This window comes from Pseudomonas sp. rhizo66, assembly GCF_031931925.1.
Taxonomy (GTDB): domain Bacteria; phylum Pseudomonadota; class Gammaproteobacteria; order Pseudomonadales; family Pseudomonadaceae; genus Aquipseudomonas.
Window position 1 is genome coordinate 20,403 of sequence record NZ_JAUJWZ010000002.1, and the last position, 24,752, is coordinate 45,154.

Genomic DNA, 24,752 nt, shown 5'->3' on the forward strand with positions numbered 1-24,752 from the left:
CGCCGTTCAGGTGCGCTGACAGCCTGCCGGCGTGCCCTGGCCTACCACTTTGCGCTGCTCGTCATAAAGCTTGGCCCATGGCCGGAAGCCGATACTGCCGGCCTGCAACTGATAACGCTGGCCGGCGTTGAAATCCTTGAATTTCACGCTCAACTGGCAATCGCGCCACAGCGGCTCAGCATCGGGACCGATGTTGGTCGCCTCCACCGGAAACTGATAACGCACCTTCAACTCATGGCTGCCTGGCTGCACTTCAAAGTAACGTTTATCGTCGGTCACGCTGCTATCGACCTTCAGCGCTTGCAACGACGTGTCCCGCTGCCGGGCATCAAGGTCGATCCAGGCTTGCGAAGGGTCGGGGTCGGGCATTCCGAAATTGGCACAACCGGCCAGCGTCAGCAGGCCCCCTGTCAGCATCAACATGCGCATAGCGGTGCTCCTTAAGGCGGGATAGTCTTGCGGGCAGACTCTCCGGGGGATTTCTTATTTTGATCAGGCCGTTTCCAAGCCTTGGGTTACTTGATCGCGTTTTTCGGATTTTGTTTCCGGGTGTGTTGTTTTTGTTGCTCAACGGTTGCGCCAGCGTCAGCTATTACGGCCAACTGGCCAGCGGCCAACTGCAATTGCTGCGGGCGCGCGAGCCTGTAGAAAAGGTGATCAACGATCCGAGTCGTGACGCGACACTGCGCAAGCACCTTGCGCAGTCGCAAAAGGCCCGCGCCTTTGCCAGTGAGCATCTGCACTTGCCGGATAACCAGAGCTATCGCCTGTACGCCGACATCCATCGCCCGTACGTGGTGTGGAATGTGTTCGCTACAGCTGAGTTCTCCCTGACGCCGCAGAACCATTGCTTCCCGATTGCCGGGTGTGTGGCCTATCGCGGTTACTACAGCCAGAGCGCTGCGCGGGGTGAAGCGGCAATCCAGCGCTTGCAGGGCATGGACGTGTCGATTGGCGGCGTTGAGGCCTACTCGACGCTCGGCTGGTTCAACGACCCGATCCTCAATTCAATGATGGGCTGGGGTGATGAGCGCCTGGCCACGCTGATCTTTCATGAGCTGGCGCACCAGCGCTGTTATGTGAAGGACGACACCGAGTTCAACGAGTCCTTTGCCACGTTTGTCGAGCAGGAAGGTACGCGGCAGTGGCGGGCGTTTCGTGGGTTGCCGGCGGATAGCGACTCGCGGTTGAAACAGCGCGATCAGTTCATTGAGTTAGTACTCGACACCCGCTCACGGCTGGAAAAGCTCTACGCGCAGCCAATTCCGGTTGAGCAAATGCGCGATCGCAAAGCCGCGGAGTTCGAGCAGTTTCGCCGGGATTATCGGTTGATGAAGGACAGTCAGTGGGCCGGGGACAAGCGTTATGACGCCTGGGTGAATGCGCCGCTGAACAATGCGCGGTTGTTGCCGTTTGGACTGTATGACCAGTGGGTGCCGGCGTTTTCGGCGTTGTTCAAAAAGGTCGGGGGGGATTGGCTGAGGTTTTATGCTGAGGTTGAGAGGTTGGGCAAGCTGCCGGTGACTGAGCGAAAGGCGGCACTGAAAGCGTTGGCAGACTCGCAGACCTTCCGTGGCTGAATTGGCCTCATCGCTGGCAAGCCAGCTCCCACAGGGACAGCGGTGAACCTGTGCACATCGCTCACCGTGGGAGCTGGCTTGCCAGCGATGGCGTACTAATCAGCGCTGCAAAAACGCCTGATGCAACTGATCCAGCGTTTCAAAATGATAAGCCGGCGCCTCGGCACTCAACTCTTCAAAACTGCCAAACCCATAACCGACTGCCGCCGCATCCAGCCCATTGCTGCGCGCGCCGATCAGATCATGCTTGCGATCGCCGATCATCAACGTATTCGTCGGATCCAGCCCTTCTTCCTTGATCAGGTGCGCAATCAATTCAACCTTGTTGGTCCGCGTGCCATCCAGTTCGCTGCCGTAGATCACCTTGAAGTGCCGGGCAAAATCAAAATGCCGGGCAATCTCGCGAGCGAACTCCCACGGCTTCGACGTGGCGATATACAGCTGCCGGCCCTGGCCACTGAGGGTTTCCAGCAACGGTGTGACGCCATCGAACACACGGTTCTCGTACAGGCCTGTGACTTTGAAGCGCTCGCGATAGAAATTCACCGCCTGCCACGCCTTGGCTTCATCAAAATCGTAGAACTGCATGAACGCCTGTAACAACGGCGGGCCGATGAAGTGTTCCAGTTTGGTCAGGTCCGGCTCATCGATGCCGAGCCTGGCGAGGGCGAACTGAATGGAACGGGTGATGCCCTCACGCGGGTCGGTCAGGGTGCCATCAAGGTCGAACAGTACAGTCTGGTAATGCATGAGAAATCCTGAGCAGATGTAAGGCGATTCAGAGCTGGTCGTAGCCTTCGGCCAGATGCAGGTCCTTGAGCTTTACGTAGTTCGCCGCGCTGTAGGTGAAGAAGGCGTTTTCCTTGTCAGTGAGCGCACGCACCTGTTTCACCGGGCTGCCGACATAAAGAAAGCCACTTTGCAGACGCTTGCCCGGCGGCACCAGGCTGCCGGCGCCGATGATTACATCGTCCTCGACCACCGCACCGTCCATGACAATGCTGCCCATGCCGATCAAGACGCGGCTACCGATGGTACAGCCGTGCAGCATGACCTTGTGGGCGATGGTCACGTCATCACCGATCAGCAGCGGGAAGCCGTCCGGGTTGAACGGGCCGGCGTGGGTGATGTGCAACACGCAGCCGTCCTGCACGCTGGTGCGCGCACCGATGCGGATGCGGTGCATGTCGCCACGGATCACGGTCAGCGGCCACACTGAGCTGTCTTCACCGATTTCGACGTCGCCGATTACCACCGCCGAGCCGTCGACAAACGCGCCTTTGCAAAGGTTTGGGGTGTGATTCTGGTACTTGCGAACGGACACGATAATTTCTCTCTCTGTCGCCGATAGCTGCGGTGAATGCCGATTGTAATTAAGATGGGGCAATGTTTCCCCAGCCAAGGTGCCAACCGTGAGCGTGAACAACCCTCTTCTGCAGTCCTACGACCTGCCGCCGTTCTCCACGATCCGTGCCGAACACGTCCTGCCCGCCATCGAAACGATCCTGGCCGACAACCGCGCCGCCATCGCCGAAATTCTCAAGACTCAAGTCCAGAACCCTACCTGGGCCGGCCTGGTGTTGGCGATGGACGAACTCAATGACCGCCTCGGCGCTGCCTGGAGCCCGGTCAGCCACCTCAACGCCGTGTGCAACAGCGCCGAACTGCGTGAAGCTTACGAGTCGTGCCTGCCGGCCTTGAGCGCCTACTCCACCGAGATGGGCCAGAACCGCGAGCTGTTCCAGGCTTATGAAGCGCTGGCCAATAGCCCGCAAGCCGCCGGTTTCGACGTCGCGCAAAAGACTATTCTGGAACACGCCCTGCGTGACTTCCGTCTGTCGGGTATCGACCTGCCGGAAGCTGAACAGAAACGTTACGCCGAAGTGCAGAGCAAACTGTCCGAACTGGGCAGCCGCTTCTCCAATCAACTGCTCGACGCCACCCAGGCTTGGACCAAGCACGTCACCGACGAAGCCGCCCTCGCCGGTCTGACCGATTCGGCCAAGGCGCAAATGGCTGCCGCCGCACAGGCCAAAGGCCTCGACGGCTGGCTGATCACCCTGGAATTCCCGAGCTACTACGCGGTGATGACCTACGCGCAAGACCGCGCCCTGCGTGAAGAAGTCTATGCCGCTTACTGCACCCGCGCCTCGGACCAAGGGCCGAACGCCGGTCAGCACGACAATGGCCCGGTGATGGAAGAGATCCTCGACCTGCGCCAGGAACTGGCCAGACTGTTGGGTTTCGCCAGTTTCTCCGAGCTGAGCCTGGCCACCAAAATGGCCGAGTCCAGCGATCAGGTGTTGAGCTTCCTGCGTGATCTGGCCAAGCGCAGCAAGCCGTTCGCTGAGCAGGATCTGCAACAGCTGCGCGCTTATGCCGCCGAACAGGGCTGCGCCGACCTGCAAAGCTGGGACAGCGGTTTCTACGGTGAAAAGCTGCGCGAACAACGCTACAGCGTCGCCCAGGAAACACTGCGCGCGTACTTCCCGATCGACAAAGTGCTGGGCGGCCTGTTCGCCATCGTTCAGCGTCTGTACGGCATCGAAATCGCCGAGCAGAAAGGCTTCGACACCTGGCACCCGGATGTACGCCTGTTCGAAATCAAGGAAAACGGCCAGCACGTTGGGCGCTTCTTCTTCGACCTCTACGCCCGCGCCAACAAGCGTGGCGGTGCCTGGATGGACGGCGCCCGCGACCGGCGCCGCACCGTTGACGGCGTGTTGCAAAGCCCGGTGGCCAACCTGGTCTGCAACTTCACCCCGGCCGACAGCGGCAAACCTGCTTTGCTGACCCACGATGAAGTGACCACGCTGTTCCACGAATTCGGTCACGGCCTGCATCACCTGCTGACCCGCGTTGATCACGCGGGTGTTTCCGGGATAAACGGCGTGGCATGGGACGCGGTCGAGCTGCCGAGCCAGTTCATGGAAAACTGGTGCTGGGAGCCGGAAGGCCTCGCACTGATTTCCGGTCACTACGAAAGCGGCGAGCCGCTGCCACAGGACCTGCTGGAAAAAATGCTCGCGGCGAAGAACTTCCAGTCCGGACTGATGATGGTTCGTCAGCTGGAGTTCTCGCTGTTCGACTTCGAATTGCACGCCACCCACGGCGACGGCCGCAGCGTGCTGCAAGTGCTCGAAGGTGTGCGTGACGAAGTGTCGGTGATGCGTCCGCCGGCCTATAACCGCTTCCCGAACAGCTTTGCGCACATCTTTGCTGGCGGTTACGCAGCGGGTTACTACAGCTACAAATGGGCTGAAGTGCTGTCGGCGGATGCCTTCTCCAAATTCGAAGAAGACGGCGTGCTCAACGCTGAAACCGGCCGAGCTTTCCGCGAAGCGATTCTGGCGCGCGGCGGTTCGCAGGCGCCGATGGTGCTGTTCGTCGACTTCCGTGGCCGTGAGCCTTCGATTGACGCACTCTTGCGCCATAGCGGCCTGAGTGAGGACGCGGCAGCATGAGTGAGGCACCTGTGATTACCAAGAAACGCTTTATCGCCGGGGCGGTCTGCCCGGCGTGCAGCGAACCGGACAAGTTGATGATGTGGAACGAGGACAGCGTGCCACACCGTGAATGCGTGGCTTGCGGTTACTCGGACACGCTCAACGAGCAAGGGCTGTCGGTACCGAAAGAACTGGGCACGCGGGTCAACACCAGTGCGCTGAACAAACCTGCTCCGGACAAAACGGTGCAGGCGGTGCAGTTCTTCCCGAATCCGAAGCTGAAGAAAAAGTCCGAAGACTGAGTCCGCGAATCACCCTCCACGGTGCAACGCCGTGGAGGGCACGGCTTATTTGAGGTTGACCGACTGGAACCAGCTCTTCATCGAGCAAGTGGCAAACGCACTGGTGCTGCAATCACCGTTGGCCAGTGCCGTGCGCAGTTTGTCGACATCAGCCTGCATCACATAGCGCACGCTGTCGCGAAAGTGCCCGCTCTCGCCAAAACCACCTTGGGTCATCTCGCTCAAGGCGTCCTCTTTGCTCCAGCCTTGCACCACGATCCGGTACATCGCCGCCATCAGGCCGGTGCGGTCGGAGCCGTGTTTGCAATGCATCAGCACCGGACCGTTGGCTTCGGCGGACTGAATCGCGCGTAGGGTCTTGAGTACATCGGCGTCGTCAACGTGATTGGTGCGATACGGCAATTGCACCTGGTTGATGCCTGGCTCGGACAACCAGTTGCTGTCCGCTTCTGGAAGGAAGTTGATCACCGTGGCGACTTTCAGATTCTTCAGCAACGGCACCGCACCGCCATCGGGCAAGGCGCTGCGGTAGAGCGTCGGGGACATCTGGAACAGGTTGTATTGCACTTCGACCGGTTGTGCCCAATCAGCGGGACGAGCCGGCACTATCGCTGCAGCCTGTGCAGGCATCCAGGGCAACAGCACTAAAAGCGATAAGCACAAAGCGGAAAAAAAACGCACTCGGGACATGCTGGGGTAACCGTTTCGGGGTTCATCGGTGAGCGGAACCGCAGCTTCGATGTTAAGCGGTCAAAGCCCTGTGAGGCGCTTGTCAAAGAATCGTGAATCCGCGGGGTTTCATTCCCTGGCATTCAGAAAACCGCTGTTTTTTCCACTGAACCGGTTCATCCGGAAGCTTAGCCTGCTACCATTTGTCACATGATGTTGCAGACGCGTGCCCTTTTTCCGGGTCAGACCGGATCCGTCTCGACGAAAAATCCTCAAGCCGTTCGCAGAAGCGGCTGTCCCCTAATGCCTGATGAGGTGCACCCCATGTCTGATGAAGATCGAGACAACCCGCGGCGTGAGTTTTTGCGCAAATCCCTGACCCTGATTCCGGTGGTCACTCTGGCCGGCACCGGTCTGGGCAGCAGCGTCCTGCAAGCCGCCCCCGAAGTCGCGCCTGCTGCGCCCGCGCCGCAACCGGTTCGCGCGGATGCCAGCGTGTACCAGCCGAGCTACTTCACCGCCGAAGAATGGGCGTTCATCAATGCTGCCGTCGCACAGTTGATCCCCAACGATGCCCAAGGCCCAGGCGCGCTCGAAGCCGGTGTGCCGGAATACATCGACCGGCAGATGAACACGCCCTACGCCGCTGGTGCCCTGTGGTACATGCAAGGCCCGTTCAATGCCGACGCCGCACCCGAGATGGGCTGGCAGAGCAAACTGGTACCCAAAGAGATCTATCGCCTCGGCATCGCCGCCACGGATCAGTGGGCAAAATCCCTCAACGGTAAAGTATTTGCTGAGCAAGACAGCGCTACCCGAGACGATTTGCTCAAGCAACTCGAAGCCGGCAAACCGCAGTTCGACGATGTTCCAGCGAAGATTTTCTTCAACCTGCTGCTGCAAAACACCAAGGAAGGGTTCTTCTGCGACCCGATCCACGGCGGCAACCAAGGCATGGTCGGCTGGACCATGATCGGCTTCCCCGGCGCCCGCGCCGATTTCATGGATTGGGTGGAACGCAACGAGCAATACCCCTTCCCGGCAGTGTCTATTCGCGGCGAGAGGGCGTAAGCACATGGCAACAGTAATGAAGAAGGTTGACGCAGTTATCGTCGGTTTTGGCTGGACCGGCGCGATCATGGCCAAGGAGCTGACCGAAGCGGGTCTCAACGTGCTGGCGCTGGAGCGCGGGCCGATGCAGGACACCTACCCGGACGGCAACTATCCCCAGGTGATTGACGAACTCACCTACAGCGTGCGCAAAAAACTCTTTCAGGACATCTCCAAAGAGACGGTCACCATTCGCCATAGCGTCAACGACATCGCCCTGCCGAACCGCCAGTTGGGTGCGTTCCTGCCGGGTAATGGTGTAGGCGGCGCCGGGTTGCACTGGTCGGGTGTGCACTTTCGCGTCGACCCGATCGAGTTGCGCATACGCAGCCACTACGAAGAGCGCTACGGCAAAAGTTTTATCCCCAAGGACATGACCATCCAGGACTTCGGCGTCAGCTATGAAGAGCTGGAGCCGTTCTTCGATTTCGCCGAAAAAGTCTTCGGCACCTCGGGTCAGGCGTGGACGGTGAAGGGCCAACTGGTCGGTCAGGGCAAGGGCGGCAACCCGTACGCGCCGGATCGTTCCAACCCGTTCCCGCTGGAGGCGCAGAAGAATACGGTTTCCGCACAACTGTTCGGCAAAGCGGCGACAGAGGTCGGCTACAAACCCTACAACCTGCCTTCGGCAAATACGTCGGGGCCGTACACCAATCCCTACGGCGCACAAATGGGCCCGTGCAACTTCTGCGGTTTCTGCAGCGGTTATGTCTGCTACATGTATTCCAAAGCCTCGCCGAACGTGAATATTCTGCCAGCGCTCAAGCCGCTGCCGAATTTCGAGCTGCGGCCCAACTCGCACGTGCTGCGGGTCAATCTCGACAGCAGCAAATCCAAAGCCACCGGCGTGACCTACATCGACGGCCAGGGTCGCGAGATCGAGCAACCGGCAGATCTGGTGATCCTCGGCGCGTTCCAGTTGCACAACGTGCGTCTGATGCTGCTCTCCGGCATCGGCAAGCCTTACGACCCGATCAGCGGCGAAGGCGTGGTCGGGCGTAACTTCGCCTACCAGAACATGGCAACCATCAAGGCCTTCTTCGACAAGGACACCCACACCAACAACTTCATCGGTGCCGGCGGCAACGGCGTTGCCCTGGACGACTTCAACGCCGATAACTTTGACCACGGCCCCCACGGCTTCGTCGGCGGCTCGCCGATGTGGGTCAACCAGGCCGGCAGCCGGCCGATTGCCGGCACCTCGAACCCGCCGGGCACACCCGCGTGGGGCAGCGCGTGGAAACGCGCGACCGCCGATTACTACACCCACCAGGTGTCGATGGACGCGCACGGCGCGCATCAGTCCTACCGGGGCAACTACCTCGACCTCGATCCGGTGTACCGCGATGCCTACGGTTTGCCGCTGCTGCGGATGACCTTCGACTGGCAGGAAAACGACATCAAGATGAACCGCTTCATGGTCGAGAAAATGGGCAAGGTCGCCGAAGCGATGGGCCCGAAAGCCATCGCGGTGATCGGCAAAAAAGTCGGCGATCACTTCAACACCGCGTCCTACCAGACCACCCACCTCAACGGCGGCGCGATCATGGGCACCGATCCGAAGAAGAGCGCCCTGAACCGCTACTTGCAGAGCTGGGACGTGCATAACGTCTTTGTTCCGGGTGCCTCGGCATTTCCGCAGGGCCTGGGTTACAACCCGACCGGGCTGGTTGCCGCTTTGACCTACTGGTCGGCGAAGGCGATTCGCGAGCAGTACCTGAAAAACCCCGGCCCGCTGGTTCAGGCTTAAGGAGCGATGACCATGAAGACTCTCGTTATCGCGACCCTGGCGCTGCTCGGCAGTGCCACACTCCATGCGGCTGAGGTTGATCAAAGTGTGATCAAACTGGGCGAATACCTCGCCCGCGCCGGCGACTGCGTAGCCTGCCACACCGCCAAGGGCGGCAAGCCGTTCGCCGGTGGCCTGCCGATGGAAACCCCGATCGGCACGATCTACTCGACCAACATCACCCCGGATAAAACCGGTGTCGGTGAATACAGCTTCGAAGACTTCGATCAGGCAGTCCGCCATGGCGTCGCCAAAAACGGTAGTACGTTGTACCCGGCGATGCCGTATCCGTCCTACGCCCGTGTCAGCGAAACCGACATGCAAGCGCTGTACGCGTACTTCATGCACGGCGTCGAACCGGTGGCGCAGGAGAACAAGGCCAGTGACATTCCATGGCCACTCAGCATGCGCTGGCCGCTGATGGGCTGGCGCTGGATGTTTGCGCCGAAGGTCGAGGACTACAAAGCCACGTCAGAGGATCCGGTCATCAACCGTGGCGCGTATCTGGTCGAAGGTCTCGGCCATTGCGGTGCCTGCCATACGCCACGCGCGCTGACCATGCAGGAAAAATCCCTGAGCGCGACTGACGGCACCACCTTCCTCGCCGGCAGTGCGCCGCTGGAAGGCTGGATCGCCAAGAGCCTGCGCGGCGATCACAAGGACGGCCTCGGCAGCTGGACCGAGGCGCAACTGGTGCAGTTCCTCAAGACCGGGCGCAGCGATCGCAGCGCAGTGTTCGGCGGCATGAGCGATGTGGTCACCCACAGCATGCAATACATGACCGACGCCGACCTGACCGCGATTGCCCGCTACCTCAAATCGCTACCGGCCACTGATCCGAACGATCAACCGCATCAGTACGATGAGAAAGCAGCCAAGGCGCTGTGGAACGGTGATGACAGCCAGCGTGGCGCTGCGGTGTACATCGACAATTGCGCGGCGTGCCACCGCACCGACGGCCACGGCTACACCCGAGTGTTCCCGGCGCTGGCGGGCAATCCGGTGTTGCAATCGGAAGACCCGACCTCGCTGATCCACATCGTGCTCAAGGGCGGTACATTGCCGGCGACACACACGGCACCGTCGACTTTCACCATGCCGGGCTTCGCCTGGCGCCTGTCGGACCAGGAAGTGGCGGATGTGGTGAGTTTCATTCGTGGCAGTTGGGGTAATAAAGGTGCGCCGGTTGACGCTGAGGATGTCGCCAAGCTGCGCAAGAACGATATGCAGACGACTTCCGGGGATGATTTGGGGCAAGTCACCACGTACAACTGACGGATGTGATTGATACGCCGCTGACATGGTCCGACTTTTCGTCTGGTGTCAGCGGCCGGTCAACGCTAGGACCGAAAGCCTTTGAACTGTGCAAATGCATCGGCCAGTTGCAGGTAAAGCTTCTCGTCGTATTTGTCGATGTCGCCATCGCCGTCAGTATCGACGGCGTCTTCGGAGATCACGTCATAACGACCATTGGCCTGCGACGACGAAGCAAAAAGCGAATAGTCGTAATCCATCATTTCGGTCGCGTCTTCGCTGTAGTGATAAAACGCGATTTCCGGACTTCCATCTCGGTCCATATCCGCAATTTCCAGCAGTATTCTGATAGCCATGGACGAATCCCTTCAGATTGATTGCGTGCTTGAGATTAGGGTTGGCGAGATTTCCGGTCTACTGTCAGAGTTGACTGGGTGTATGCCCAGCCAGTCTTTGACTGACCAGCTGCCATTCACAGTATCTGCTTCTAAAACAATAAAGCCCTGCATGAATCTTCATGCAGGGCTTTATTGTTATTTGCTCTGCGATTCCTGATATTTCAATTACGGATTGACGATACTGACATAAGCCTTGGCCAGCGCAATCAACTTTGCCTTGTCGTCGCTATCAATATCACCATCGCCGTCGACATCTTTCTTGTTGGTGCGGATAGTGAACGTCTTGCCACGGTCGCTGGACACCGCCACCACGTAGATCGAATCCACCAACCCCTCGGTGGGCAGCTCTTGTTCAGCGTTCCAGCCCAGTTCCTTACGAGCCAGTTGCATGGAAACTATAGTATTCGGCTCCGAAGCATTCGGCAGCATCAACTGCAAAAACACACCACGTTGATTGAGATAAGACATGAATTAAATCCTTTTAATTTATTAATCGATCAAGTGCCGATTGAAGTAACCAAGACTATATTCGATAACTTGTCGCGACAACGTGGCATATGTATCTCGGATTGTACTTTGCACTTATATATAAACTTTTCCAGTCAGCAATTATCCCATCGCTGAACGGTACTGGATCACAGCGAGCTTGCTCGGTTACTGTATGCATATACAGATCAGGAATCTGCCCAATGATCACCCCTCTCCCCCCGCGCGGTCGCGGCACCGCCAGCAATCCGCACAACCGCTTCGCACCGAACCGTTCGGTGGCCGAGGACGACGGCTGGTATCAGGAAGTGCCGCTGACCCAAGGCACCGAGGTGATGATCGAAACCGCCAAAACCATCATTACCCGCAACACTTCGCCGGATCTGCCCTTCGACCGCTCGATCAATCCTTATCGCGGCTGCGAACACGGCTGCATCTACTGCTACGCACGGCCCAGCCACGCCTATTGGGACATGTCACCGGGGCTGGATTTTGAAACCAGGCTGATCGCCAAGACCAACGCCGCCCAAGTGCTCGAAGAACAGCTCGGGAAAAAAGGCTATCAATGTGCGCCGATCAACCTGGGTTCCAACACCGATCCGTATCAGCCGATCGAGCGCGAACACAAAATCACCCGGCAGATTCTTGAAGTACTGCTGCGCTATCGGCACCCGGTGACCATCGTCACCAAAGGCTCGCTGATTCTGCGCGATCTCGACCTGCTGACCGAGTTGGCCGAGCAACGTCTGGTTGCGGTGATGATCAGCCTGACCACGCTCGATGACGAACTGAAACGCATCCTCGAACCACGTGCCGCTGCGCCCAAGGCCAGGTTGCGGGCGATTAGGGTGATGCGCGAGGCTGGCATTCCCGTCGGCGTGCTGTGTTCGCCGATGATTCCGATGATCAATGACAGCGAAATCGAAAACCTGCTCAACGAGGCCCACGCAGCGGGCGCGCAAAGCGCGGCGTACATGATGCTGCGCCTGCCGCTGGAGGTGGCACCGTTGTTCGAGGAGTGGCTGGCGGCACATTATCCGCAGCGCGCCGCGCATGTGCTGAGCCTGATTCGCCAGAGCCGGGGTGGCGAGCTCTACGACAGCCGTTTTGGCGCACGCATGCGCGGCGAAGGGGTGTTCGCCGACTTGCTCGCGCAACGATTTGCCAAAGCCATCAAGCGTCTCGGCATGAATCATCGCGAAGGCTATAACCTCGATTGCACTGCCTTCTGTCCGCCGGGTCGCCAGATGTCATTGATTTAGCGACAATTGCCCCTTGGTTGAAGGGTTGGAATCCTTGCGCCGAAATCACTCAGTCACGTTTTTTGTGACCTGGAACACACGTTCTAGAGCGTTTGATTCAGTTTGAGTTAAGTTTCGGCGGCTACCTTGTTCATCGAGTGACTGACGGGTTGGGATGACCCGGATGTTTTAAACAGCCACTGGCTTCATACCGGAATACCGGGGAAGAATCCCTGAATCCGCCAAAGAGGATGAATCATGAGTGACAAGGATAAACAGCCGTTGGCTGCGTCGGCGCAAGCCCCTGTGGCGGAATCCGCCGATGCAGCGCTGCGACAGATCGTAGACGGCTTTTTGCATTTTCATCATGAGGTCTTCCCGCAGCAGGAAGAACTCTTCAAGAAACTCGCCACGGCCCAGGCGCCCAAAGCGATGTTCATCACCTGCGCTGACTCGCGCATCGTCCCTGAGCTGATTACCCAGAGCTCGCCGGGCGATCTGTTCGTCACCCGTAACGTCGGCAACGTCGTTCCGCCGTACGGCCAGATGAACGGCGGCGTATCCACCGCGATTGAATACGCGGTGCTGGCGCTGGGCGTGCAGCACATCATCATCTGCGGCCACTCCGATTGCGGCGCCATGCGTGCGGTACTCAACCCGGGCAGCCTGGAAAAGATGCCGACCGTCAAAGCCTGGCTGCGCCACGCTGAAGTCGCGAAAACCATGGTGCACGACAACTGTCACTGCGCCGACGAAAAAGAAAGCATGCCGATCCTCACCGAGGAAAACGTCATCGCCCAATTGCAGCACTTGCGTACCCATCCTTCGGTAGCCTCGCGCATGGCGAACGGTCATCTGTTCATCCATGGCTGGGTCTACAACATCGAAACCAGCGAAATCAAAGCTTACGACGCGGATCAGGGACGTTTCCTGCCGCTCGACGGTAGCCATCCGATTCCGGTGGCGACGCCCAAAGCGCGCTTCTAAATCTTCCTAAACATCTGTGTGGTTTGACGCCGGCCGCTGTTTCAGCGGTTCGGCGAAGCCATGCCTGAAGAAAACTTCGGGAGAATCGCCATGCGTGCGGCTCAATTGAAAGCGGTGTTGCCACGGGAGCTGCTCGCTTCAGTGGTTGTGTTTCTGGTCGCCTTGCCGCTGTGCATGGGTATCGCGATTGCGTCAGGGTTGCCGCCGGCCAAAGGTTTGATCACCGGGATCATCGGTGGTCTGGTGGTCGGCTGGCTGGCCGGGTCGCCGTTGCAGGTCAGCGGACCGGCGGCGGGTCTGGCGGTGTTGGTGTTCGAGCTGGTGCGCCAGCACGGCATCGAAATGCTCGGGCCGATTCTGTTGCTCGCCGGTTTCCTGCAACTGGTGGCCGGGCGCTTGAAACTCGGTTGCTGGTTTCGGGTGACGGCGCCAGCCGTGGTGTACGGGATGCTGGCGGGGATTGGCGTGTTGATCGTGCTGTCGCAGGTACATGTGATGCTCGATGCCTCGCCAAAACCTTCTGGTCTGGACAACCTCACCGCGTTCCCGGCAGCCGTGGCACAGGCGTTGCCGTCGTTTGGCTGGCAGGCTGGCCTGCTCGGGCTGTCGACGATCGCGGTGATGTGGCTGTGGGAGAAATTTCGCCCGCATTCGCTGCGCTTTGTGCCAGGCGCATTGCTCGGCGTGGGTCTGGCGACAGGGGCCAGTCTGCTGCTGGCGTTGCAGGTCAAACGCGTTGAAGTACCGGCGAATCTGGCCGAAGCCATTGATTGGCTGAAACCGGCGGACCTGCTCAGCCTCGCCGACCCGACGCTGTTGATCGCCGCGTTCGCCGTAGCCTTCATCGCCAGTGCCGAAACGCTGCTCTCCGCTGCGGCGGTGGATCGCATGCACAGCGGCGTGCGCTCGGATTTCGACCGTGAGCTGTCGGCGCAAGGGGTCGGCAATATGCTCTGCGGTCTGGTCGGAGCGCTGCCGATGACCGGGGTGATCGTGCGCAGTTCGGCCAACGTTCAGGCCGGTGCGACCACGCGTTATTCGACGATCTTCCATGGCCTGTGGCTGCTGGCGTTCGTGCTGTTGCTGTCGAGTGTGCTGCAAAGCATTCCGGTGGCGAGTCTGGCCGGCGTGCTGGTCTATACCGGTTTCAAACTGGTCGATCTCAAAGCGTTTCGAGGATTGGGACGCTATGGACGGATGCCGATGTTCACCTACGCGGCGACGGCGCTGGCGATCATCTTCACCGACCTGCTGACGGGTGTGTTGATCGGTTTCGGTCTGACCTTGTTGAAACTGGCGTTCAAGGCTTCGCGCCTGAAGATCAGCCTGATCGATCTGCCGCAGGACGGTGAGATGGAATTGCGTCTGGTCGGCGCGGCGACATTCCTCAAGGTGCCAGCGCTGACGCAAGTGCTGGGCAGTATTCCGCAGGGGACGACGGTGCATGTGCCGCTCAATAATCTGAGCTACATCGACCATTCGTGTCTGGAGTTGCTGGAGGAGTGGGGCCGGGCGAATGCGGCGAAGGGATCGAAGCTGTTGATCGAGTCGCGCGGGTTGAAGCGTCGGCTTGAGGGGCGGGTTCGAACGACTACCGGGATCGGCGCTGCCGGCTAAAACGTCCTGTTGCGATAAACCTTGTGGGAGCGAGCCTGCTCGCGAAAGCGGTGTATCAGCCAACAGAGATGTTGAATGAACGAGCGCATTCGCGAGCAGGCTCGCTCCCACATTGGATCTATGGCGTATGAGGCTTACGCGGCAGGCTGGTCGAGTTCCAGACCCACGCCGAGGCGGCGGCCCATGCACGGCCAGCGTTTCCACGCGGCGCCGGTGTCCGGGCTGCTGAGTTTGTCGCGGTAGGCTTCTACCGATTCCAGCGCGAAACTCTCATCGTTGAGCATCTCGTCGATGGCGTGATGCACCGCTTCGTCCAGTTGGTTGGCAAATTCCTCACCGATCAATTGGTGAGCAATCAGGTTGGCGACCGTCATGTCCAGGGGGATCAGTGGCTGGCCGAAATGCTTGATGTACAGGTCATTGACCTCTTCGACAAAACGGTGCGCCAGATAAGCTTCGTCCAGCAGGCTGTCCAAGCCAACGTGCCCGGCCATGATCGCCGGCGGCTGGAGGAAATACTGCTCGGCGATTTTCAGCACCGGTTTGATCTGCGATTCGATTCCCGCTTCCCTGGCGACTTCATTGGCTGCATCCAGCAGGTCTGGCACTTCATCGATATAGGCGGCGACAAAACGCGTCAGCACGCCTTGGGCGTCGGCTTCCGGCAGTTGGATCGCCGGGTGTAAATGAGGCAGCTTGCTTTCCAGCTGACGGGTCAGCAGGCCGGTATCTTTTTCGTGTTGTTGGGCTTTTTGGATCTGCTCGCGCAATGCGGCGGTGTTCATGAAAACTCCAGGAAACAAGGCAATGAAATAGGGAAGACATAACTTAGCTGGCTTACGAAAAATGCTAAGACGCATTTGTCATAATTATTTCATCCTTGATGCACCTGCGTTATATCGGTTTGCCACCACTCGTCTGCATCCTTCTCCATTCCTGCCCTTGAACGCAAGTGCCAGCTGTTTCAGTTGATTTACGTGTGCACATTGCAATTTCCCGGCGCTGTCTATACTCGCCATTGAATGGAGTTAGCTGATGACGCCCGACTGCACCCGCAGCAAGGCCCGGCGATTCAAGTTCGTAGTCTGATGCAGCCGCTCCCTTGCCGCAGGCGTTACGCCTCCGGGATAACAAGAACGATAAGGGGAACCCGCAATGATGCGACATCCACACGTCTGGATGGGCCTCCTGTTGTGGTCGATTTTCAGCCAGGCCAACGCCGCCTGGACTGTGAATATGGCGCCTGGAGCGACTGAAATCAGTCACGCAGTATTCGACCTGCACATGACCATTTTCTGGATCTGTGTGGTGATCGGGATCATCGTCTTCGGCGCCATGTTCTGGTCGATGATGGTGCACCGCCGTTCTACCGGGCAGGTCGCCGCAAAATTCCACGAAAGCACCGGCGTCGAAATCATGTGGACCGTCGTGCCGCTGCTGATTCTGGTGGCCATGGCCGTACCGGCGACTGCCACCCTGATCAAGATGTACGACACCAGTGAGCCGGATATCGATATCCAGATCACCGGTTATCAGTGGAAGTGGCACTACAAATACCTGGGCCAGGACGTCGAGTTCTTCAGCAACCTGGCCACCCCCGCCGAGCAGATCCACAACAAGGAAGCCAAAGGCGAGCATTACTTGCTTGAGGTCGACAAGCCATTGGTGCTGCCGACCGGGGCCAAGGTGCGCTTCCTTGTGACGTCCGCCGACGTTATCCACTCCTGGTGGGTGCCGGCCTTCGCGGTCAAACGCGATGCGATCCCGGGGTTCGTCAACGAAGCCTGGACACGCATCGACAAGCCCGGCCTCTACCGTGGCCAGTGCGCCGAACTGTGCGGCAAGGATCACGGCTTCATGCCGATCGTGGTCGAGGTCAAAGAGAAGGCCGATTACGAGAAGTGGCTCGCCGAGCGCAAGGCCGAGGCCGCGCAGCTTAAAGAGCTGACCAGCAAGGAATGGACCCTCGACGAACTCAAGGAACGGGGCGACAAGGTGTATCACACCACCTGCGTGGCCTGTCACCAGGCCGAAGGCCAGGGTCTGCCGCCGATGTTCCCGGCGCTCAAAGGCTCGAAAATCGCCACCGGACCGAAAGAAGGCCACTTGAGCATTGTCTTCCACGGCAAGCCCGGCACTGCCATGGCGGCGTTCGGCAAACAGCTGTCGGAAGTCGATATCGCAGCGGTCGTGACTTACGAACGTAACGCCTGGGGCAACAACAAGGGCGACATGGTCACGCCAAAAGAAGTGCTGGAGCTGAAACAGGCGGAAAGCAAATGAGCCGGTCTATCGCGTACCTCGTGAACCGGCCGGGGCACCACGCCCCGGCCCGCCCTGCCCACTCACGTAAAGGAGACCGGCCATGAGCGCTGTCATCGATGACCACGGTCATGCCGACCACGCCCACGGCCCGACCAAAGGCCTGATGCGCTGGGTGCTGACCACCAACCACAAGGATATCGGCACGCTGTACCTGTGGTTTGCGTTCTGCATGTTCCTGCTTGGCGGCTCGTTCGCCATGGTGATCCGCGCAGAATTGTTCCAGCCCGGATTGCAGATCGTCGAGCCGGCGTTCTTCAACCAGATGACCACCATGCACGGTCTGGTGATGGTTTTTGGTGCGGTAATGCCAGCCTTCGTCGGCCTCGCCAACTGGATGATCCCGTTGATGATCGGCGCGCCTGACATGGCCCTGCCACGGATGAACAACTTCAGTTTCTGGCTGCTGCCGGCGGCGTTCCTGCTGCTGGTCTCGACCCTGTTCAGCCCCGGTGGCGGGCCGAATTTCGGCTGGACCTTCTACGCGCCGCTGTCGACCACCTACGCGCCGGAAAGCGTGACGTTCTTCATCTTCGCCATCCACTTGATGGGGATCAGCTCGATCATGGGCGCGATCAACGTGGTCGCGACCATCCTCAACCTGCGCGCCCCCGGCATGACGTTGATGAAAATGCCGCTGTTTGTCTGGACCTGGCTGATCACCGCGTTCCTGCTGATCGCGGTGATGCCGGTGCTGGCCGGGTGCGTGACGATGATGCTGATGGACATCCACTTCGGCACCAGTTTCTTCAGTGCTGCCGGTGGCGGTGACCCGGTGCTCTTCCAGCATGTGTTCTGGTTCTTCGGGCACCCCGAGGTGTACATCATGATCCTGCCGGCGTTCGGCGCGGTCAGCCAGATCATCCCGACCTTCGCGCGCAAACCGCTGTTCGGCTACACCTCGATGGTCTATGCGACGGCGAGCATCGCGTTCCTGTCGTTCATCGTCTGGGCGCACCACATGTTCGTGGTCGGCATTCCGCTGGTGGGCGAGTTGTTCTTCATGTACGCGACCATGCTGATCGCAGTGCCGACCGGGGTGAAGGTGTTCAACTGGGCGAGCACCATGTGGCAGGGCTCGATGACTTTCGAGACGCCGATGCTGTTTGCGGTGGCGTTCGTGATCCTGTTCTCCATCGGTGGTTTCTCCGGGTTGATGCTGGCCATCGCGCCGGCGGACTTCCAGTATCAGGACACCTATTTTGTGGTCGCGCACTTCCACTACGTGCTGGTGCCGGGGGCGATCTTCGGGATCTTCGCCTCTGCCTATTACTGGCTGCCGAAGTGGACCGGGCACATGTACGACGAAACCCTCGGCAAGCTTCATTTCTGGCTGTCGTTCGTCGGCATGAACCTGACCTTCTTCCCGATGCACTTCGTCGGGCTGGCGGGGATGCCGCGACGGATTCCGGACTACAACCTGCAGTTCGCCGACTTCAACATGGTTTCGTCGATTGGCGCGTTCATGTTTGGCGCCACGCAGATCTTCTTCCTGTTCATTGTGATCAAGACCATTCGCGGTGGCGCGCCGGCACCGGCCAAGCCGTGGGATGGCGCCGAAGGACTGGAGTGGAGCGTGCCGTCACCGGCGCCGTATCACACGTTCACTACGCCGCCGGAAGTGAAATGAGCACCCTCGGCCCTATAACAAACCCTGTGGGAGCTGGCTTGCCAGCGATGGGGCCAGCGCAGTGTGTCAGGCAGGCAGCCATCGCTGGCAAGCCAGCTCCCACAAGGATTCATGTGGAGGCTGAAAATCATGGCTGATTCGATCTCGATGAAAAAACTCGTCACCCGCCTGCTCGGGGTGGTGGTGGCGATGTTTGTCTTCGGCTTTGCCCTGGTGCCCATCTACGACGTGATGTGCAAAGCCTTCGGCATCAACGGCAAGACCGGTGGACAGTACGAGGGCGAGCAGGTGGTCGACACCTCGCGGCAGGTGCGCGTGCAGTTTTTGTCGACCAACACCGCCGACATGCCGTGGGACTTCTACCCCAAACACGACGAGCTGACCGCCAACCCCGGCGCCGTCAACGAGATGATCTTCATTGCGCGCAACCCCACCGACAAACCGATGAGTGCGCAAGCCGTGCCGAGCATCGCGCCGAGCAACGCCGCGGCGTATTTCCACAAGACCGAATGCTTTTGCTTTACCCAGCAGGTGCTGCAGCCCGGTCAGCAGATCGAGATGCCGGTGCGCTTCATTGTTGACCGCGACATGCCCAAGGATGTGAAGCACCTGACGCTGTCCTACACGCTGTTCGATATCACCGCCCGACATCCACCAGTGGCTGTAAACACTGGCGGTTGAGCGTGCCCGATAAGGAGAACAATAAATGGCAACTCATGAGCACTATTTCGTTCCGGCCCAGAGCAAATGGCCGATCATTGCCACGATCGGGATGTTGGTCACCGTGTACGGTCTGGCCGTCTGGTTCAACGATCTGAAGGCCGCGCGCCCGGAATCCCACGGCCCGCTGATCTTTTTCGTCGGTGGCCTGCTGGTGGCGTACATGCTGTTCGGCTGGTTCGGCACGGTGATCAAGGAAAGCCGCGCGGGACTTTACAGCGCCCAGCTGGATCGCTCGTTTCGTTGGGGCATGAGTTGGTTCATCTTCTCCGAGGTGATGTTCTTCATCGCCTTCTTCGGTGCGCTGTTTTACGTGCGACACATCTCCGGGCCAGCGCTCGGCGGTGAAGGCACCAAAGGCATCGCGCACATGCTGTGGCCGAACTTCCAGTTCACCTGGCCGCTGCTGCACACGCCGGATCCGAAACTGTTCCCGCCCCCGAAAGACATCATCAGCCCGTGGGGCCTGCCGCTGATCAACACAATTCTGCTGGTCAGCTCCAGCGTGACCATCACCATCGCCCACCATGCCTTGAAAAAGGGCCATCGCGGCGCGCTGAAAATCTGGCTGGCGATCACGGTATTGCTGGGCTGCGCGTTTCTCGGTTTCCAGGCTGAAGAATACATCCACGCCTATCACGAACTGGGCCTGACCCTCGGTTCGGGGATTTATGGCGCAACGTTCTTCATGCTCACCGGGTTCCACGGCGCCCACGTGACCATCGGCACGATCATCCTGTTCGTGATGCTGATGCGCATCATGAAGGGCCACTTCGACAACGAGCACCAGTTCGGTTTTGAAGCGGCGAGCTGGTATTGGCACTTCGTCGATGTGGTGTGGATCGGCCTGTTTATCTTCGTTTACGTGCTCTGAGGACCAGAGCTACCAAGGCGCATGCGACACCAGTTGGCCGCTGTAAAAGCCCCAGGCGATCAAGCCGACGGTGGCAGCGGCCAATGCCACCCGAACACTCAAGGCGATGACCAGGCGATTCGAGCTGCTGTCGTCCTTGACCAGGAAAAACAGGCCGCTGAACAGGCTGATCACCGTGGCAATCAGCATCAGGACGATGGCTGTTTTGAGCATGGGAAGAACTCCGGGGGACAGGCGATGCAGTTGAGTATAGCGATCGCGACGACTGACTTTGTGGCACAGCCATGAAGCGCTTTCGTCCGGGCGTGATACCGAGCGTGGTGGTGGCGTTGTTGCTGCCGCTGCTGGTGTCGCTGGGCTTCTGGCAACTGAGCCGGGGCGCCGAGAAAACCGCCCTGCTCGCCAGTTACGCCGAACGCCGCGCGGCCGAACCGATGGCCAGCACCGAATTGCTCAATAGCGCCGATCCGGCCTATCGCCGCGTGCACCTGCACGGCCAGTTCGATGCTGCGCACAGTCTGCTGCTGGATAACCGCCAACGGAACGGCAAGGTCGGCGTCGAGCTGCTGCAACCGTTTCAGGATCAACGCACCGGTCTGTGGCTACTGGTCAATCGCGGCTGGTTGCCGTGGCCGGATCGCCGCGTGCCGCCGCAATTCACCACGCCTGCTGATGCACTGAATGTCGATGCCTGGGTCTACGTCGCCCCCGGCGCGACCTTCCAGTTGCACGCCGATCCGGTCAGCAACAGCTGGCCGCAAACCATCACTGCCGTCGAACCCACCAGGCTGTGGAAAACCCTCGAACGCGACGGCTTCGCCTACGAATTACGCACCGAACCCGGCCCGGGCAGCTACGAGGCCGATTGGCCGGTGGTTGCGATGGGCCCGGAAAAACACCTCGGTTACGCCGTGCAGTGGTTCGCCATGGCCACCGCCCTGCTCGGTCTCTACCTCTATTTGGGCTGGCACAACGCAAAGGAGAAACACCATGGGAACGGCCATGAATCCACCCAGCATGTCTGAGACGAAACCTGCCGCCAGCCGCCGTCGCGGGCGCATTCAGTTGCTGCTGATCGTGCTCGGCGTGGTCGGCCCGATGCTGCTCGCCACCGGCATGTACAAATTGCAGTTCTGGGTGCCGGAAGGGCGCAGTTATCACGGCGAACTGATCGGCAACGGCCAGACCCGCGCCGACCTCGGCGTACAGGCCGATGAACAACGCTGGCAGATGCTGGTCACCGCGCCGAAGGAGTGTGCAGTGGATTGCCAGCAATTGGTGTACCTGGCGCGGCAGATCCAGATCGGCCTTGGTCGCGAGGCCGGGCGTGCCAGCCATGCACTCGCCTTGGCGCAACCGGTGAGCGCCGATTACGAAGCCAAGCTGACCCGCGAATATCCACAGCTGCAACGCTATCCGCTGGACGCTACAACGTTCAGCAAAACCACGGGCGACAAGGCCACGCCGCAGCTGTGGATCATCGACCCGCACGGCAACCTCGTGCTGCGCTACGAGCCGAATGTGAAAGGCAAGGATCTGCTCAACGACCTGCGTCACCTGCTGAAACTGTCGAACATAGGATAAGGGCATCGTCATGGCCAAACCTGGATTTCGCCTCGCGCTGTTTGCCACCCTGCTGGCACTGATTGTGGTGCTGCTCGGCGCCTATACGCGCCTGACCCACGCCGGCCTCGGCTGTCCGGACTGGCCGGGCTGCTACGGCTTTATCAGCGTGCCCAAAAGCGAAGCGCAACTGGCCCATGCCGAACTGCATTACCCCGACTCGCCAGTGGAGGCGCACAAGGGCTGGAACGAGATGATCCACCGCTACTTCGCCGGCACCCTCGGTCTGCTCATTTCGATTCTGGCCGGGCGTGCGTGGGTCAACCGGCGTCATCCGGGGCAACCGTTGAAGCTGCCGCTGTTTCTGCTGGCGGTGGTGTTTGCGCAAGCGGCGTTCGGCATGTGGACGGTGACGCTCAAGCTCTGGCCGCAGGTGGTCACCGGGCATTTGCTCGGCGGCTTTGCGACGTTGAGTCTGCTGTTTTTGCTGACGTTGCGATTGTCCGGCGTGCTGCCGGCGCTGACCGTGCCCAAGCGCTTGCAGTATTGGGCGACGGCGGGATTGTTGTTGGTGATCGGCCAGATCGCGCTGGGTGGCTGGGTCAGCTCCAACTATGCGGCAGTGGCCTGTATCGACTTCCCGACGTGTCACGGGCAATGGTTGCCGCCAGCGGATTTCGCCAATGGTTTTCACCTGACTCAACACATCGGCCCGAATTATCTCGGCGGACAACTCGACAGCGATGCGCGCACGGCGATTCACCTGACTCACCGCATCGGTGCGCTGTTGGTGACGCTGGTGCTGCTCGGTCTCGCCTGGCAACTGAAAGTGGTCGGCATGACCCGGCTGGCCGGGTTGGTCGTGATCGCCCTCGGCGCACAAATCACCCTCGGCATCAGCAACGTCCTGTTCCACCTGCCGCTGCCGGTGGCGGTCGCGCATAACGCCGGCGGCGCAGCATTGTTGCTGACGATGGTGCTGGTCAACTATCACGCGCGCACCAGTCTGGTCCGGGTCAAGCAACCGGTGCTGGCGCGCTGGCGCCTTAGCCCGCGCAAACACGCGGCCGCGCCCATCACTATTAAAGGAGAAATGCCGTGGCGATTCTGATTGGCGAGCGCCCGCATCAGGCGATCTGGCGTGATTATCTGGAGCTGACCAAACCGAAAGTCGTGGTGCTGATGCTGATCACCTCGTTGGTCGGCATGTTCCTCGCGACCCGCGCCGGGGTGCCGTGGACGGTGCTGGTGTTCGGCAATCTGGGGATTGCCCTGTGTGCCGGGGGCGCGGCGGCGGTCAACCATGTAGTCGATCGGCGCATCGATGCGGTGATGGCACGCACACATAAACGGCCATTGGCGGAAGGCCGGGTGTCGCCTGCTGCGGCGCTGACCTTTGCCTTGGTGCTGGCGTTGCTCGGTCAGGCCTTGTTGCTGACCTTCACCAATCCGGTCACGGCGTGGCTGACCCTCGCTTCGCTGCTCGGTTATGCGGTGATCTATACCGGTTTTCTCAAACGCGCGACGCCGCAGAACATCGTTATCGGCGGCCTCGCTGGCGCCGCCCCGCCGCTGCTTGGCTGGACTGCCGCCACTGGCCACGTCAGCGCCGAACCGCTGCTGCTGGTGCTGATCATCTTCGCCTGGACGCCGCCACACTTCTGGGCGCTGGCGATCCATCGCAAAGAGGAATACGCCAAGGCCGACATCCCGATGCTGCCGGTCACCCATGGCGAGCACTACACCAAGGTGCACATTCTGCTCTACACCTTCGCGCTGCTGGCGGTGAGCCTGCTGCCGTACGTGATTCACATGAGCGGCATGCTCTACCTGATTTGCGCGCTGGCGCTGGGCGCAAGGTTTCTGCAATGGGCCGTGGTGCTGTACCGTGGCACTCGGCCGCACGCGGCGATCAACACTTTCAAATACTCTATTTGGTACTTGTTCCTGTTGTTCATCGCCCTGCTCGTAGACCACTACTTACTGTTGAACCTATGACTCGAACCCAGAAAACCGTCTTCATCCTCGTCGCCGTGATCGCGCTGATCCTCGGCCTGACCGTCAACAAAGTGCTGAGCGGCAAGGGCCAGGGCGACCCGACTGCGCTGATCGACGCCGGTATTATCCTGCTGCCGCAGAGCCGCAATCTGCCGGACGTGACGATGACCGATCAGGACGGCAAACCGGTGGCGATCAATGAGCTCAAAGGCAAGTGGAGCCTGCTGTTTTTTGGCTACACCTTCTGCCCGGACATCTGCCCGACTACCCTCGCGCAGTTGCGGCAGATCAAGAGCGAGTTGCCCAAGGACGCTGTGGACAAGTTGCAGATCGTGCTGGTCAGCGTTGACCCGAACCGTGATAACCCGAAGCAGTTGAAGCAGTATCTGGGCTATTTTGATCCGCAGTTCATTGGACTGACGCCGACATCGATCGAAGAGCTACAGAAGGTGGCGAACGCGGTGAGTATTCCGTTTATTCCGGCCGACACCAGCAAGCCGAATTACACCGTCGACCATAGCGGCAATCTGGCGGTGATCGGGCCGGACGGCACGCAACGCGGGTTTATTCGGGCGCCGTTGAATAACACCAAACTGGTGGCGCAATTGCCGGTGATGCTCAACCGCAAATAAACGCAGAAGAGCGAAAAGCCCCTCACCCTAACCCTCTCCCAGAGGGAGAGGGGACTGATTGGGGGATGCTGAAGCAATACACCGACTTGTAAGCGCTGTGCTGAATCCATAATCGCCAAGACCGTTCAAGTCGA

At 59.7% G+C, this 24,752-nt stretch carries 26 protein-coding genes; 18 read left to right on the plus strand and 8 right to left on the minus strand.

The genetic code is table 11. From position 1 onward, the window contains the following. Positions 1 to 6 precede the first annotated feature (6 nt). A complete protein-coding gene (locus QZR14_RS02110; protein ID WP_250605499.1) occupies positions 7 to 429 on the minus strand; it encodes a PA0061/PA0062 family lipoprotein in 423 nt (140 codons plus the stop codon). 59 nt (positions 430 to 488) lie between these two features. On the opposite strand from QZR14_RS02110, the gene QZR14_RS02115 reads away from it, so the two are divergent. Continuing rightward, positions 489 to 1,580, plus strand: a complete 1,092-nt coding sequence (locus QZR14_RS02115; RefSeq protein WP_311995784.1) for an aminopeptidase — start codon at positions 489 to 491, stop codon at positions 1,578 to 1,580. A 99-nt stretch (positions 1,581 to 1,679) separates the two neighbouring features. Here the strand turns inward: QZR14_RS02115 and QZR14_RS02120 are convergent, their stop codons facing one another. Together QZR14_RS02120 and QZR14_RS02125 are read right to left on the minus strand one after the other, a co-directional pair. Then, positions 1,680 to 2,330, minus strand: coding sequence for an HAD family hydrolase (locus QZR14_RS02120; RefSeq protein ID WP_250605501.1), 651 nt, complete (start codon positions 2,328 to 2,330; stop codon positions 1,680 to 1,682). A gap of 28 nt (positions 2,331 to 2,358) precedes the next feature. Further along, positions 2,359 to 2,904 (minus strand): gamma carbonic anhydrase family protein, encoded by a 546-nt coding sequence (locus tag QZR14_RS02125; RefSeq protein ID WP_250605502.1) that lies wholly within the window; start codon positions 2,902 to 2,904, stop codon positions 2,359 to 2,361. A gap of 88 nt (positions 2,905 to 2,992) precedes the next feature. Between QZR14_RS02125 and prlC the strand changes: the two genes are divergently transcribed. Further along, positions 2,993 to 5,044, plus strand: coding sequence for an oligopeptidase A (gene prlC / locus QZR14_RS02130; protein ID WP_250605503.1), 2,052 nt, complete (start codon positions 2,993 to 2,995; stop codon positions 5,042 to 5,044). Continuing rightward, complete coding sequence (locus tag QZR14_RS02135) at positions 5,041 to 5,328, plus strand: YheV family putative zinc ribbon protein (protein WP_007911710.1); 288 nt, start codon at positions 5,041 to 5,043, stop codon at positions 5,326 to 5,328. The genes prlC and QZR14_RS02135 overlap by 4 nt, the downstream gene beginning before the upstream one ends. A gap of 45 nt (positions 5,329 to 5,373) precedes the next feature. On the opposite strand, the gene QZR14_RS02140 is transcribed toward QZR14_RS02135, so the two are convergent. Further along, entirely contained in the window at positions 5,374 to 6,018 is a 645-nt protein-coding gene (locus QZR14_RS02140) for a dual specificity protein phosphatase family protein (RefSeq protein ID WP_250605504.1), read from the minus strand. A 303-nt stretch (positions 6,019 to 6,321) separates the two neighbouring features. On the opposite strand from QZR14_RS02140, the gene QZR14_RS02145 reads away from it, so the two are divergent. The 3 genes from QZR14_RS02145 to QZR14_RS02155 are packed head-to-tail and all read left to right on the plus strand — an operon-like array spanning position 6,322 to position 10,171. Beyond that, positions 6,322 to 7,068: a gluconate 2-dehydrogenase subunit 3 family protein gene (locus QZR14_RS02145; protein ID WP_311995785.1), complete on the plus strand. Its 747-nt coding sequence runs from the start codon at positions 6,322 to 6,324 to the stop codon at positions 7,066 to 7,068. A 4-nt stretch (positions 7,069 to 7,072) separates the two neighbouring features. Next, positions 7,073 to 8,857 (plus strand): GMC family oxidoreductase, encoded by a 1,785-nt coding sequence (locus tag QZR14_RS02150; RefSeq protein WP_311995786.1) that lies wholly within the window; start codon positions 7,073 to 7,075, stop codon positions 8,855 to 8,857. A 12-nt stretch (positions 8,858 to 8,869) separates the two neighbouring features. Continuing rightward, complete coding sequence (locus QZR14_RS02155; protein ID WP_311995787.1) at positions 8,870 to 10,171, plus strand: c-type cytochrome; 1,302 nt, start codon at positions 8,870 to 8,872, stop codon at positions 10,169 to 10,171. Positions 10,172 to 10,236: 65 nt separating this feature from the next. Here QZR14_RS02155 and QZR14_RS02160 read toward each other — a convergent pair whose 3' ends face one another. Together QZR14_RS02160 and QZR14_RS02165 are read right to left on the minus strand one after the other, a co-directional pair. Next, positions 10,237 to 10,506 carry a hypothetical protein gene (locus tag QZR14_RS02160; RefSeq protein WP_311995788.1) on the minus strand — a complete coding sequence of 90 codons (270 nt, stop codon included), beginning with the start codon at positions 10,504 to 10,506 and terminating at the stop codon, positions 10,237 to 10,239. A 207-nt stretch (positions 10,507 to 10,713) separates the two neighbouring features. Continuing rightward, a complete protein-coding gene (locus tag QZR14_RS02165; RefSeq protein ID WP_311995789.1) occupies positions 10,714 to 11,016 on the minus strand; it encodes a hypothetical protein in 303 nt (100 codons plus the stop codon). 221 nt (positions 11,017 to 11,237) lie between these two features. Here QZR14_RS02165 and QZR14_RS02170 point away from each other — a divergent pair, with 221 nt between their 5' ends. The 3 genes from QZR14_RS02170 to QZR14_RS02180 all read left to right on the plus strand — a co-directional run bounded on the left by QZR14_RS02170 (position 11,238) and on the right by QZR14_RS02180 (position 14,879). Next, positions 11,238 to 12,296: a PA0069 family radical SAM protein gene (locus QZR14_RS02170; RefSeq protein ID WP_250605509.1), complete on the plus strand. Its 1,059-nt coding sequence runs from the start codon at positions 11,238 to 11,240 to the stop codon at positions 12,294 to 12,296. A 237-nt stretch (positions 12,297 to 12,533) separates the two neighbouring features. After that, positions 12,534 to 13,262 (plus strand): carbonic anhydrase, encoded by a 729-nt coding sequence (locus QZR14_RS02175; RefSeq protein ID WP_250605510.1) that lies wholly within the window; start codon positions 12,534 to 12,536, stop codon positions 13,260 to 13,262. Between the two features lie 90 nt (positions 13,263 to 13,352). Then, positions 13,353 to 14,879 carry a SulP family inorganic anion transporter gene (locus tag QZR14_RS02180; protein ID WP_311995790.1) on the plus strand — a complete coding sequence of 509 codons (1,527 nt, stop codon included), beginning with the start codon at positions 13,353 to 13,355 and terminating at the stop codon, positions 14,877 to 14,879. A gap of 134 nt (positions 14,880 to 15,013) precedes the next feature. Here the strand turns inward: QZR14_RS02180 and QZR14_RS02185 are convergent, their stop codons facing one another. Then, on the minus strand, positions 15,014 to 15,664 hold the full coding sequence (locus QZR14_RS02185; protein WP_250605512.1) for a hypothetical protein: 651 nt from the start codon (positions 15,662 to 15,664) through the stop codon (positions 15,014 to 15,016). 370 nt (positions 15,665 to 16,034) lie between these two features. On the opposite strand from QZR14_RS02185, the gene coxB reads away from it, so the two are divergent. From coxB to QZR14_RS02205, 4 genes are all read left to right on the plus strand, one after another. After that, a complete protein-coding gene (gene coxB / locus QZR14_RS02190) occupies positions 16,035 to 17,162 on the plus strand; it encodes a cytochrome c oxidase subunit II (protein ID WP_250605513.1) in 1,128 nt (375 codons plus the stop codon). 82 nt (positions 17,163 to 17,244) lie between these two features. Continuing rightward, positions 17,245 to 18,831, plus strand: coding sequence for a cytochrome c oxidase subunit I (gene ctaD / locus QZR14_RS02195; protein ID WP_311995791.1), 1,587 nt, complete (start codon positions 17,245 to 17,247; stop codon positions 18,829 to 18,831). A gap of 129 nt (positions 18,832 to 18,960) precedes the next feature. Beyond that, positions 18,961 to 19,512 (plus strand): cytochrome c oxidase assembly protein, encoded by a 552-nt coding sequence (locus QZR14_RS02200; protein ID WP_064389744.1) that lies wholly within the window; start codon positions 18,961 to 18,963, stop codon positions 19,510 to 19,512. A 25-nt stretch (positions 19,513 to 19,537) separates the two neighbouring features. Further along, on the plus strand, positions 19,538 to 20,425 hold the full coding sequence (locus tag QZR14_RS02205; protein ID WP_123470225.1) for a cytochrome c oxidase subunit 3: 888 nt from the start codon (positions 19,538 to 19,540) through the stop codon (positions 20,423 to 20,425). A 9-nt stretch (positions 20,426 to 20,434) separates the two neighbouring features. Here QZR14_RS02205 and QZR14_RS02210 read toward each other — a convergent pair whose 3' ends face one another. Further along, positions 20,435 to 20,638, minus strand: coding sequence for a twin transmembrane helix small protein (locus QZR14_RS02210; protein ID WP_007911731.1), 204 nt, complete (start codon positions 20,636 to 20,638; stop codon positions 20,435 to 20,437). A 71-nt stretch (positions 20,639 to 20,709) separates the two neighbouring features. Here QZR14_RS02210 and QZR14_RS02215 point away from each other — a divergent pair, with 71 nt between their 5' ends. From QZR14_RS02215 to QZR14_RS02235, 5 genes are read left to right on the plus strand one after another with little or no spacing between them, the layout of a single operon-like run. Next, positions 20,710 to 21,450 carry an SURF1 family protein gene (locus QZR14_RS02215; RefSeq protein WP_311995792.1) on the plus strand — a complete coding sequence of 247 codons (741 nt, stop codon included), beginning with the start codon at positions 20,710 to 20,712 and terminating at the stop codon, positions 21,448 to 21,450. Beyond that, entirely contained in the window at positions 21,416 to 22,009 is a 594-nt protein-coding gene (locus QZR14_RS02220; RefSeq protein ID WP_311995793.1) for a hypothetical protein, read from the plus strand. The genes QZR14_RS02215 and QZR14_RS02220 overlap by 35 nt, the downstream gene beginning before the upstream one ends. A gap of 10 nt (positions 22,010 to 22,019) precedes the next feature. Continuing rightward, on the plus strand, positions 22,020 to 23,099 hold the full coding sequence (locus QZR14_RS02225; protein ID WP_311995794.1) for a COX15/CtaA family protein: 1,080 nt from the start codon (positions 22,020 to 22,022) through the stop codon (positions 23,097 to 23,099). After that, complete coding sequence (cyoE, locus tag QZR14_RS02230) at positions 23,087 to 23,986, plus strand: heme o synthase (RefSeq protein ID WP_250605518.1); 900 nt, start codon at positions 23,087 to 23,089, stop codon at positions 23,984 to 23,986. The genes QZR14_RS02225 and cyoE overlap by 13 nt, the downstream gene beginning before the upstream one ends. Beyond that, positions 23,983 to 24,618 (plus strand): SCO family protein, encoded by a 636-nt coding sequence (locus tag QZR14_RS02235; protein WP_159813369.1) that lies wholly within the window; start codon positions 23,983 to 23,985, stop codon positions 24,616 to 24,618. The genes cyoE and QZR14_RS02235 overlap by 4 nt, the downstream gene beginning before the upstream one ends. The last annotated feature ends 134 nt before the right edge of the window (positions 24,619 to 24,752 follow it).

Excerpts from the sequence above, each read along its gene's own strand:
- QZR14_RS02150 (WP_311995786.1), top strand. The coding sequence starts at position 7,073 with ATGGCAACAGTAATGAAGAAGGTTGACGCAGTTATCGTCGGTTTTGGC.
- QZR14_RS02220 (WP_311995793.1), top strand. The coding sequence starts at position 21,416 with ATGGGAACGGCCATGAATCCACCCAGCATGTCTGAGACGAAACCTGCC.
- coxB (WP_250605513.1), top strand. The coding sequence starts at position 16,035 with ATGATGCGACATCCACACGTCTGGATGGGCCTCCTGTTGTGGTCGATT.
- QZR14_RS02215 (WP_311995792.1), top strand. The coding sequence starts at position 20,710 with ATGAAGCGCTTTCGTCCGGGCGTGATACCGAGCGTGGTGGTGGCGTTG.
- QZR14_RS02155 (WP_311995787.1), top strand. The coding sequence starts at position 8,870 with ATGAAGACTCTCGTTATCGCGACCCTGGCGCTGCTCGGCAGTGCCACA.
- QZR14_RS02210 (WP_007911731.1), bottom strand. The coding sequence starts at position 20,638 with ATGCTCAAAACAGCCATCGTCCTGATGCTGATTGCCACGGTGATCAGC.
- QZR14_RS02200 (WP_064389744.1), top strand. The coding sequence starts at position 18,961 with ATGGCTGATTCGATCTCGATGAAAAAACTCGTCACCCGCCTGCTCGGG.
- QZR14_RS02110 (WP_250605499.1), bottom strand. The coding sequence starts at position 429 with ATGCGCATGTTGATGCTGACAGGGGGCCTGCTGACGCTGGCCGGTTGT.
- QZR14_RS02165 (WP_311995789.1), bottom strand. The coding sequence starts at position 11,016 with ATGTCTTATCTCAATCAACGTGGTGTGTTTTTGCAGTTGATGCTGCCG.
- QZR14_RS02175 (WP_250605510.1), top strand. The coding sequence starts at position 12,534 with ATGAGTGACAAGGATAAACAGCCGTTGGCTGCGTCGGCGCAAGCCCCT.
- QZR14_RS02140 (WP_250605504.1), bottom strand. The coding sequence starts at position 6,018 with ATGTCCCGAGTGCGTTTTTTTTCCGCTTTGTGCTTATCGCTTTTAGTG.
- QZR14_RS02180 (WP_311995790.1), top strand. The coding sequence starts at position 13,353 with ATGCGTGCGGCTCAATTGAAAGCGGTGTTGCCACGGGAGCTGCTCGCT.
- QZR14_RS02205 (WP_123470225.1), top strand. The coding sequence starts at position 19,538 with ATGGCAACTCATGAGCACTATTTCGTTCCGGCCCAGAGCAAATGGCCG.
- QZR14_RS02225 (WP_311995794.1), top strand. The coding sequence starts at position 22,020 with ATGGCCAAACCTGGATTTCGCCTCGCGCTGTTTGCCACCCTGCTGGCA.
- QZR14_RS02135 (WP_007911710.1), top strand. The coding sequence starts at position 5,041 with ATGAGTGAGGCACCTGTGATTACCAAGAAACGCTTTATCGCCGGGGCG.
- QZR14_RS02160 (WP_311995788.1), bottom strand. The coding sequence starts at position 10,506 with ATGGCTATCAGAATACTGCTGGAAATTGCGGATATGGACCGAGATGGA.
- QZR14_RS02120 (WP_250605501.1), bottom strand. The coding sequence starts at position 2,330 with ATGCATTACCAGACTGTACTGTTCGACCTTGATGGCACCCTGACCGAC.
- QZR14_RS02235 (WP_159813369.1), top strand. The coding sequence starts at position 23,983 with ATGACTCGAACCCAGAAAACCGTCTTCATCCTCGTCGCCGTGATCGCG.
- ctaD (WP_311995791.1), top strand. The coding sequence starts at position 17,245 with ATGAGCGCTGTCATCGATGACCACGGTCATGCCGACCACGCCCACGGC.
- QZR14_RS02170 (WP_250605509.1), top strand. The coding sequence starts at position 11,238 with ATGATCACCCCTCTCCCCCCGCGCGGTCGCGGCACCGCCAGCAATCCG.
- QZR14_RS02185 (WP_250605512.1), bottom strand. The coding sequence starts at position 15,664 with ATGAACACCGCCGCATTGCGCGAGCAGATCCAAAAAGCCCAACAACAC.
- QZR14_RS02145 (WP_311995785.1), top strand. The coding sequence starts at position 6,322 with ATGTCTGATGAAGATCGAGACAACCCGCGGCGTGAGTTTTTGCGCAAA.